The organism is Calidithermus roseus (assembly GCF_003574095.1).
In the GTDB taxonomy this organism is placed as follows: domain Bacteria; phylum Deinococcota; class Deinococci; order Deinococcales; family Thermaceae; genus Calidithermus; species Calidithermus roseus.
Genome location: NZ_QWLA01000102.1, coordinates 1 through 8,946, shown reverse-complemented (window position 1 = coordinate 8,946; position 8,946 = coordinate 1). Strand labels below are relative to the sequence as shown.

Annotated in this window: 10 protein-coding genes and 1 pseudogene; 5 read left to right on the top strand and 6 right to left on the bottom strand. The window is 70.5% G+C overall.

Annotation, left to right across the window (positions count from 1 at the left end; genetic code table 11):
* The coding region (locus Mrose_RS16990; RefSeq protein WP_147371699.1) for a UvrD-helicase domain-containing protein at nucleotides 1-631 on the bottom strand (631 nt) is incomplete at its 3' end.
* A gap of 219 nt (nucleotides 632-850) precedes the next feature.
* Between Mrose_RS16990 and Mrose_RS19020 the strand changes: the two genes are divergently transcribed.
* Nucleotides 851-1,300, top strand: a complete 450-nt coding sequence (locus Mrose_RS19020) for a hypothetical protein (RefSeq protein WP_182482888.1) — start codon at nucleotides 851-853, stop codon at nucleotides 1,298-1,300.
* Nucleotides 1,300-2,022 (top strand): hypothetical protein, encoded by a 723-nt coding sequence (locus Mrose_RS16980; RefSeq protein ID WP_119280292.1) that lies wholly within the window; start codon nucleotides 1,300-1,302, stop codon nucleotides 2,020-2,022. Before Mrose_RS19020 ends, Mrose_RS16980 begins: the two co-directional genes overlap by 1 nt.
* 64 nt (nucleotides 2,023-2,086) lie before the next feature.
* Here the strand turns inward: Mrose_RS16980 and Mrose_RS16975 are convergent, their stop codons facing one another.
* Complete coding sequence (locus Mrose_RS16975) at nucleotides 2,087-2,500, bottom strand: ribbon-helix-helix domain-containing protein (protein WP_119280290.1); 414 nt, start codon at nucleotides 2,498-2,500, stop codon at nucleotides 2,087-2,089.
* A complete protein-coding gene (locus tag Mrose_RS16970; protein ID WP_119280288.1) occupies nucleotides 2,484-3,128 on the bottom strand; it encodes a hypothetical protein in 645 nt (214 codons plus the stop codon). Before Mrose_RS16970 ends, Mrose_RS16975 begins: the two co-directional genes overlap by 17 nt.
* 414 nt (nucleotides 3,129-3,542) lie before the next feature.
* Here Mrose_RS16970 and Mrose_RS16965 point away from each other — a divergent pair, with 414 nt between their 5' ends.
* Genes Mrose_RS16965 through Mrose_RS19860 form a run of 3 tightly spaced genes read left to right on the top strand, consistent with a single transcriptional unit; the run spans nucleotide 3,543 to nucleotide 4,641 of the window.
* Nucleotides 3,543-3,965: a hypothetical protein gene (locus Mrose_RS16965; RefSeq protein ID WP_119280286.1), complete on the top strand. Its 423-nt coding sequence runs from the start codon at nucleotides 3,543-3,545 to the stop codon at nucleotides 3,963-3,965.
* Nucleotides 3,966-3,971: 6 nt separating this feature from the next.
* Complete coding sequence (locus Mrose_RS16960) at nucleotides 3,972-4,406, top strand: DUF2227 family putative metal-binding protein (protein ID WP_119280284.1); 435 nt, start codon at nucleotides 3,972-3,974, stop codon at nucleotides 4,404-4,406.
* Entirely contained in the window at nucleotides 4,294-4,641 is a 348-nt protein-coding gene (locus Mrose_RS19860) for a DUF3761 domain-containing protein (protein ID WP_220452355.1), read from the top strand. Before Mrose_RS16960 ends, Mrose_RS19860 begins: the two co-directional genes overlap by 113 nt.
* A gap of 9 nt (nucleotides 4,642-4,650) precedes the next feature.
* Here the strand turns inward: Mrose_RS19860 and Mrose_RS16950 are convergent, their stop codons facing one another.
* From Mrose_RS16950 to Mrose_RS19220, 3 genes and pseudogenes are all read right to left on the bottom strand, one after another.
* Nucleotides 4,651-6,234 carry a hypothetical protein gene (locus Mrose_RS16950; RefSeq protein WP_119280282.1) on the bottom strand — a complete coding sequence of 528 codons (1,584 nt, stop codon included), beginning with the start codon at nucleotides 6,232-6,234 and terminating at the stop codon, nucleotides 4,651-4,653.
* A gap of 385 nt (nucleotides 6,235-6,619) precedes the next feature.
* On the bottom strand, nucleotides 6,620-8,221 hold the full coding sequence (locus tag Mrose_RS16945) for a carboxypeptidase-like regulatory domain-containing protein (protein WP_147371698.1): 1,602 nt from the start codon (nucleotides 8,219-8,221) through the stop codon (nucleotides 6,620-6,622).
* A gap of 516 nt (nucleotides 8,222-8,737) precedes the next feature.
* A pseudogene (locus Mrose_RS19220) lies at nucleotides 8,738-8,946 on the bottom strand (ISAs1 family transposase); the annotation flags it as partial.

Here is an 8,946-nt window from a genome sequence, read left to right as displayed (position 1 = left end):
CCATCAGCTGCACGCAGCGCCGCCGCGCCATGGCCGCCGCGGAGTGGCTCAGCTTGAACAGCCTCACCCCCTGCAGCAGCAGGTCGTCGTAGTCCAGCACGCCCAGCTCCTTCTTGGCGTCGGCGTAGGCCCACCGGAAGTTGACGATCTTCTCGGTGAGGTCGGCGTACATCGTCGCCAGCTGCACGTCGTCCCAGCCGCTGTTGGCCGCCCGGCTCACCGCGCCCAGCGCGGCGCGGGCCGTGAAGCCGTCGGGCTTGCGCTTGGGGAAGAGGGCCTCGATGAGGCGCTCGGCCAGCCGCTGCTGCTCGGTAGCGTCCAGCACCCGCACCTGCGTCACGCCGACTTCGCTGCCGTAGACCTGCAGCGCCTGCAAACAAAATCGGTGGAAGGTGCCGACCCACACCGCCTCGGCCAGGGGGGCCTCCAGCAGGCGCGCGATGCGCTCCTTCATCTCCCCGGCGGCCTTGTTGGTGAAGGTCACTAGAGTGATGCCGTGGGGGTCCACCCCTTCCCCGACGAGGTGCTTGACCCGGTGGGTGAGGGTGCGGGTCTTGCCGGCCCCTGCGCCGGCGAAGACCAGGGCCGGTCCCTCGAGGTGCCGCATGGCCTGCTCTTGTTGGTGGTACATACCTTTACCTCCTATCAAGAGCAAGTATAGCAACAATAACCGCCCCCGCGGGGGGCGGTCGGTGGGGGTTGTGGTCCTGGAGCTCCCCCGGCAGCGCCTCGGCCAGGGCGGCCTCGAGGCGCAGTGCCAGTGTCCGCCGGGAAGGGGCGCCCTATCGGTTCTGGGGATACCGAAAGCGCCGGGTGGAATAGATATACTAATCCCTGATAGGAGGTAAGCATGACGAGACAACAGGTACACCCCGAGGAGCCCCCGGAGGTGGTGCGCGAGCGCTTCACCGCCCTGACGCTGCAATTCCTGCGGCAGAGCCGCCGGAAGGGGCGGCAGGTGAAGCGGCTGTTCGTGCTCCGGCAGGCCCCCGAGGGGCTGGCGGGCCGTGGGGTGGCGGTGGGGGCCAACCTCGAGGCCCTCTCCCGGCTCTACAGCCGGCAGGAGGTGGTGCTGGTGGGCTTCGACTCCTCCGCCCTGCGCAGGCGCTGGGCGCACAGCCCGGTGCGCGCGGTGGAGGCGCTTCCCCCGGCCCAGCCCGGCGACCGCTGGGTCTACTACGACCCCGCCGCCCTGGAGGGCGAGGGCGCCTGGCGGCTGCTGGACCCCTTGGTGTACGGGCCTCCCGCCGCGCGGGGGGAGGGTTCCCGGCCGGTCGTGCGGGAGGCGGGGAGGGCGTGATGCACGTCGTCGTCCCCCCTGACCCCCACGTCACCGCGCCCGCCGCGGCGCGGGAGGTGCTCGAGGCGGCGGTGTGGGAGCTGTTCCCCGTGGGCGGCCCCCGCGAGGCCTTCGAGCAGCTGCTCCCGCGGACCGAGGCCTTCGAGCGGGCCCTGGCCGACTGCACCGCCGGGCTCTGGTTGGTCCAGCGCGCGGGGGAGGGCCGCCGTGGGCGGCTCCCGACGAGGCCGGCCGGCGCCCCGTGCCGGGCCTACCTCGGCTGGGCCTGGACTCCCGAAGGCTTCCGGGCGGCGGTGGCGCTGGACGGTCGGCCGGGCGAGGCCGCCGACCGCCAGGTCTTCCACCTGCGCGGCGTGCCCCACGAGGCCAGCGGGCCACTGCGCGGCGCGCTGCGTGAGCTGGGCCTGAAGGGGGGCTGGGGCGCAGTGCGCGCGGGGCCCCAGGCCTACCACGCCGTCCTCCACCGCTGGTTCGAGCGGCGCGGGCAGTGGTGGGTGGAGGCCGACAGCCCGATCCCCCCCGGGTGCCTGGAGCGCCTGCTGGCCTTGCCGCTGCACGGGGAGCTGGTGGTTCGGGGGGACAGCCTGAGCTTCACCGCCCTGCCGGGCCAGCGCCTCATCTACAGCCAGCCGCCCCGGCGGGCCAGCCTTTTCGAGGCGGCCCCGCCGGGCTTCGAGGAGGCCTACGGCCGGCTGGTCGCCGGGCTGCTGGCGGGGGTCTAGCCGGGCACAGGCACAGACAGCGACGGGAAAAGGGGCCCACCGGGCCCCTTCAGCCTTGTCGGGGTCAGTTGGTCAGCCGGGACCCGCCCTGCGCCTTGGCCGCGTCCTCGTGGGCGAGGTACTCCTCCAGCGCCTGCACGATCCAGCGGTTGCGCGAGACGCCGACGGCCTTGGAGGCCTGGTCCATCTCCTTGACGAGATCCTTGTCCAGCATGACGAAGGTGGCTTTCCAGGGCCGGTGCCCGGGGGCAGCCAGGCCGAACTGGCGCGCGAAGCGGGCGACCTCGCCCCAGGGGTAGCCCCACTCCTGGGCCAGCCGGCGTGCCGAGCCCAGGCGCCGCAGTTCACCCGCCAGCCACTCCTTGTTCCAGTACAGCGGCAGGCCCTGGGCCTGCAGGGCCTCGACCTCCCAGTGCGGGCGGGTCGGGAAGACCTTCCGCCCCAAGCGGATGAGGTTGTACTTATCCTTGCTGTTCATCCTGTGCCTCCTGCGCTTCTTGTGCTTCGCGAGTAGGGTTCTGGTCCTGTTTCTGGGTCTGGCTCATTTTCCACCGGTGCGCCTTCTCCACCAGGCTGATCTTCGAGCGCGGGTCCTGGGCCAGCCGATCGGAAAGCTCCCCTGGCAGCCGCAGGTGCACCCCCTGCAGGTTCTCCTGCCGCTCCAGCCGCCGCTCCAGCCGCAGCTCCTCCACCGCGCGGTGCAGCTCGGGGTGGCGGAAGACGTAGGACTGCAGCGTGAGCGGCTTGTAGCCGTGCTGGCGCGCGACCTCCTCGACCGAGCGCAGCTGTCGCAGCTGCTCGAGCAGCCAGCCGTGGTTCCAGTACAGCGGCAGGTTCTGCTCGCGCAGCTCCTCCACCGTCCAGTCCTGCTTGTGGCGGCGCAGCGAGGCCAGGCGGGCGCGCTCCTTTGTCCCCTTGCCCGGACCCGGGGGGGAGGGCAGGAGCAGGTCGGCGACCTTGGCTTTGACCTCGGGGTGGCGCGAGAGGTAGTCGATCAGCGTGGCCGGCTTGAAGCCGTGCATCTGGCAGAGCACCCTGATGCTGCGATGCTTTTTGAGCTCGCGGCGCAACCAGGCGGGGTCATGGTACAGGTACTTCCTCGGCATCCTCCCTATTCCGTTTCCCTTTCCCTATCAACGTTCACTGTAGCATCATATGCCTTCAGGCATGAAGGAACCTTAAGGCTTCTCGGTGTACCGGCGTCAGCCGGTCCTGAAGGGGATCGTCCTTGCTCAGGGGGCGCGGGCCCGTACCCCGGCCGGCCCCCTATCCGGGAAAAACGAACCACCGCCCTTGTTCAGGGCGGCGATTCGTGATAGGAGGTCCACCTTTCGGTGGTACGGCTCACGACCTCCCGTGAGCTAGCTGGAGGCTAGCACAAGCACGGGGAAATCGTCAAGCTGGTGCACGGGCCTCCCGCCGCCGGAGGCGGCGGCGTCCCGACAGGGGATCGTCCTTCGCCCTTGCCTCTTCCTGAGCTTGGTGATATATGTAAGAAGCATAGGAGATAGGAGGTCGCCATGTCCGTGATCCTCAACCGCTACCAGGGCGCCGTGCGGGTTCAGTTCTTCGGCGGCGGGGAGGGCCCCCGCGAGGGCGTGCTGCTGCTGGGCTCGCTCAAGGCCTACCACGACTACGAGGGCCAGGCGCAGCAGGTCTTCCGGCGCACGAACGCCGACTACCTGGTGTGGAGCCTGCACGAGCCGTTGGTGCTCGAGCCGCCTCCCGCCCTGCTGCACGACCTGCGGCGGCGCGGGGCCAGCGACCAGATCTACGCCGCCGACCTGGCCTACCTGCAGGGGGTGCGGCTGCACTGGGCCCAGCCCCTGCTGCTGTACGCCGGGCGCTGGGACGGGCTGGTGGTGCGGGGGGTGCTGGAGGGGGTGAGCTTTGTCAGTGACCCCCTCAGCCTCCCCGGCGTGCTGGCCAGCGCGGCGGTGTAGGGCGCGATGCCGGCGGGCGAGGTCCACGAGCGAGCCAACCTGCTGTTCGGCGCGGGCGCTGCCTTGGTGGGCAGCGCCTTGGGTCTGGACTGGCGCGAGCCGCTGTGGCTGGGGGCGGCGCTGGGCTATGCGCTGGGGACTTTCTGGGTCACCCCCGACCTCGACAACTTCCCCCGCTACCCGGTCCTCGCCGCCCGGCGCTGGGGGCCGCTGAAGCTGGTGTGGCTGCCCTACGGGCTGCTCTTCCGCCACCGCGGCCTGGCCCACCACTGGGTGCTGGGGCCCCTCAGCCGCCTGCTGTACCTGAGCCCGCTGCTGCTGCCGCTGCGTGGGTGGCTGGGGGGCCTCGAGCCGGCCCTGCTGTGGGGGGCCCTGGCGGGGTACTACGCCTCGCAGTGGCTCCACCTGGCCCTCGACGGCATCCCCCTGCGGCGCCTGTAGCGGGCACCGGGCCCGCCGGCGGTTTTGCGCACTATACTGGCTCCAGGGATGTTCACCGCGCTCGACGCCCGCCGCCGGCCCCCGGCCGAGGTCAACCTGCTCTTCGCCCGCCTACAGCGAGGGCGGGCCGCCCCCCGGGGCGACGGCGCAGTGCCGCGACGGGCTCTACGGCTTCAACCAGAGCCGCCGGGGCACCTGCTCCTGGCACGGCGGGGTGCTGCGCTGGCTGTACTGAGTGTGGCCTTCAGGGGCCCCTGCCGGGGGACAGCGCCCCCGCGCCGTTCCACTCGAGCCGCATGACCGGCCCCGCGGCCGCCTCCCTGTGGGCCGCCCGGGAAAGGCCCATCACCCCCCGGGCCAGCAGGTACCAGGCGAACACCGGCCCCAACAGCACGGCGTAGCTCAGCCGTGCCGCCAGCGCCACCCCGGCCACACGTGTGCAGGCCTGCTCGAGCTGCTCCTGGGTGATCCGCTGGCGCAGGAAGGCCACCACGAAGGGCCACAGCCCGAGCGCCCCCCCGGCTGCCGCCCCCGACGCCGCGCCGGCCGCTAGGTCCACGTTCGTCAGGCGGGAGAGCAGCTCCTCGAAGTTCTCGCTGGTGATCTGGGTGAGCTCCTCGTCGCTCAGCGCCGCCCCCCGGACCCGCGGGTCGTCGGCGAAGAAGCGGCCGACCTCTTCGGTGGTGAGCACCGGGATGTCCGGGTACTTCAGCAGGGCGGCCTCGACGTACGCGGGGTCGTCGGTGGCCTTGAGCGAGACCTCGACGGACCGCCCGGTCTGCTCGTCCACGAAGACGATGTCGGAGCCGGGGTAGCTCTCGTCGGCGTGGAGGACCGCGCGCCAGGGATCCCCGTCCGAATTCTCGTAGTGCGCCACGAGCCGCTCGAAGAGCTTGCCCTTGACCAGGTTCAGCACCCCCGCCATCTGCTCGGGGGTGTACTCCCGCATGTGGGCGGCGATCTCGTCCAGGCTGGCGTCGCGCAGCTCGGGGTAGCGGTCTCGGACGGCCGACACGAACTCCTGCCCTAGCGGGCCCTGCAGCCGCTCCTGCCGCCCGGCGAGGAGGGACGCCATCAGCACCGCCGGCGCGACCTGGCCGCGCAGGAGGGGCTGGTCTACCGGGATCTCCCCCAGCAGCCAGGCCCTCAGGCGGTAGCCCATCCGCCGTAGGGCGGTGGGGTTCAGGTTGCCGCGGATCAGCCCCCACTGGAACTGGGCCAGGCCCTTGGTCTCCACGCCGATACGCCCGAGGGCCCGCGCGGGGACCGTGAAGCTGCCGCGCAATTTGGCCTCCTCGAACCCCACCCAGAAGAGGACCCCTACCAGGTTCGTCACCACCAGCTCCGCCGCGGCGGTGGCGGGCAGGCCGGGGATCACGGCGAGGAGTGAGAAGGCCACCCCCAGCGCCGCGCGGACCCCGTAGAGGATGACCCCAGCGACCGAAGCCAGCAGGCCGAAGTACTTCCAGGCGTCGGCCGGACTCCGCAAGGGGACCCCCACCTTGGAGGCGATGACACCGGCCATGTACGCCTCGAGGGCCATCGACACGAAAACGCCCACCCCCAACTTCCCCGGCAGGCCCGCCAGCACCGCGTTGGTGACCGCCACCACGGTGATGGTCTGCCGGATCGCGCTCGGGCCGTCGGTGCCTTCGGCCACGAACACCCCCTTGAAGGGCTCGAAGATGAAATCGCGCAGGCGGATGTCGGAGAATAGCCGCCTGATCCGGCCCCAGTTCCGGCTCAGCCAAGCCTGCGACTCCTCGGTCGAGCCGTAGGCGGACATTTTGCGGTCGAACTGCTGACGGGCGTCGTGTGGATCGTGCATGGCGGGGTTGACTCCTTGGCGTTGATAGATTGCGGCCTAGAGGCGGTTGCTCGGGCGAGCTCGGCCGGTCCACCCGGAAGCGAGGGGGCACGGCGGGTGCTCGGCATCGGCGCCCCTCAGTCGGCGAACTGGGGGTTCTGGGCCCTCACTACCTTCCAGGTGCACGAGGTAGACCCGCTCGTCGCGTAGGTGCAGCCTGCCCTGGGCCTGCTCGAGGTAGCGCCGGAGGTCTTCGGGGCCGACACCCAGTTCCTCGAGACAGGCCTGCACGGTCTGCGGCCCGCGGGACTCTAAGAGGCTCATCAGGCGTCGAAGCTTCGGTGACATAGGCTCGGGTAAGGTCTACCCCGCCTTAGCGGCTGTGGCGCCGGAGGGGCGGGGCTTACTAGCGGCTGCTCGGCCGGAAGCCCGCCTGCTCCGCCTCGCCAGCGGTGGCGAAGCAGACCTCCGGCTTGGTCTTGTCGTAGTACTCCTGGTTGGGGAGGTGGTAAATCCGCTCCCCCGAGTAGCTCAGGTTGCCCTTGACCGGGTGGGTGGCCGGGCAGTATGCCCCCATCGGGGCGACACCTTGCGACGCGGCCAGCGGCTGGCCCGGGAGCGCCTCCCCCGGCAGGGGCTCGGCAACGGGGGCTGCCGAAGGCTCAGGCTCCAGGGGCGCGCCGGGAAGGGGCTCGCCCGGCAGTGGACCGGCGGTGGACGTCGACGGTTTCGGTTCGCCGCGAGGCGGGGTCACCCGCACAGCCGGCTCCGGGGTGGCCTGGGGCACGGAGCGCGCCGTGGGAGCCGGGGGAGTAGGGGTCTTCGGTTGGAGACGGCCTTCGGAAGCCTTGGCCGGGGCTTTGACGTCCGGCTCGGGGGTTGGGGCCGACAGAGGCTGGGGCGTGGCCCGCGGCGCAGCCCGAGGCTCGGATGCCGGGGCAGGGGACGGGTTCGCGGCCGGGGGCTCGCGCACGTCCGGTGCTGGGGCCAAAGCGGTGCGGCTCGAGGGCGAGGACACGGTGGTCCGGGCGTCCTCGAGCCCGGTCGCCGTCGGCTCCTCCGCCTCGTAGGCCGCGGCCGAGGGGGCCGGGAGGGGCGCCGGGGTGTCCCCCGACGGGCGGGGCCAGGCCAGCCAGCCCCCGAGGATCACCAGCGGGAGGAGGGCCAGGGCCAGCGGCCAGCGGGTGGTGCGGCGGCGTACGGTCTCGGCCGGCCGTGGAGGCGCGGCCGGCCGCGCCTCGATCACCTCGACCGGGACGGCTCGAGCGGCCGTGGACGGCGCCGCGGCGGGAAGAGGGCGGTCGAAAAGCTGGGGCAGCAGGGTCTGGACCTGGTGGACGGCCTGTGAACGCTCCTGGGGGGTGCGGGCTTCGGTGATCTGGCCGAGCAGCCTGCGGATCTCCTGGAGCTCGTTGAGCAGTTCCTGGGAAGGGGGATGGGGATCGCCGGGGAGGGACTGTTGCGGCCGGCTGGCCTGCTCGAGGATCAGCTCATAGAGCGCCTCCCGCTCGCGCCGCTCCCGCTCGAGCACCTCCAGGATGGTCTTGCTGGCCTCGACCTCCGCCTTTACCGAGCTGCGGGCGAGGAGTTGCTGCACCTGCTCCAGGAGCTTTCCCAACTCTTCCCGGGGGTCCGGGGCAGCCGGAGTGGCGGGTGCAACACTGCCGAACTCCTGGTCCTGGACTCGGTTTTGCCCCTGCCGGGCCTCGTAGGTGAACCGGCGTCCTTCGTAGGGGGACGGAGGCCGGAAGTCCAGGGTAAGGGTTCCGACCGGCACGGTGGCCCGAAAGCGGCCCTGGTCATCGGTCGTCTCGACGAGGTCCTCGGCCAGCTGCTCGCCGACCAGGCGAACCTCCACGCCTGCGATCCCCTTGCCGGTGGCTCGGTCGAGCGCCCGGCCCTCCAGGAAGGCCAGACCGACCGGGCTCAGCCGTAGCCGCTCGACGACCTGCATGATCTCGTCCTGGCTCAGCAAGCGCTTATCGTGACGGCGTCTGTATGCCCTCATCTTCTCGGCGAGCTCGTCGACTCCGTTCGCCACCCAGGTCTGGTGATGGTTTTCGAAGGTGGAGGAGGGGTGGGCGGTCGGGATCACCACGGTGGGATATACCGGAACCCTTTTCCCATTCAACAAGCTGCGCAGGCAGGCCTGGAAGTCGTCCGCGGTGTTCGACGCCTGTTCTTGACACTCCCACGGCTAAAGCGCGTGGGATTCTTGGGCTCACCACTGCGCCCGGTACGAGCGTCTTACACGGTGATGCACGGCATTTCAACCGTCTCCTCAAGCGTGACTTCCCGTGTGCCCCACGGTACGGAGTTTGGTCATCGCACGGCTTGGTTTTCGCCGCAACTGACCGAGATTCACACGCTACAGGTTTTACCCGTCCAGCGCTTCGTGAACGGAACCCCCTACCCCGCCCCGCCAAGGCGGGGCGGCAAGAACCTCGGGAATCGCTCTTCCCGATGGGCATTTTACCACACATCAGCCGCCCACCATGCCATGTCCGCCGAAAGCAGGCTTTTATCACAACCCTCGAATTAGCTTGAGTAGAGCCTTAGGATTCGCCGAGAACTTTCTAACCGAGTGCAACACCGGCCACTTTTTGAGATGCAAGAGGCTCAGGATGACATCGCGTAAGTACATCAGCCCCACCGCCCCCTTGCGGCTGCGGGAGGCATCCTCTCCCAACACCGTGTCTCGCTTGTGGTGTAGACGGTTCTCCACCTCCCAGT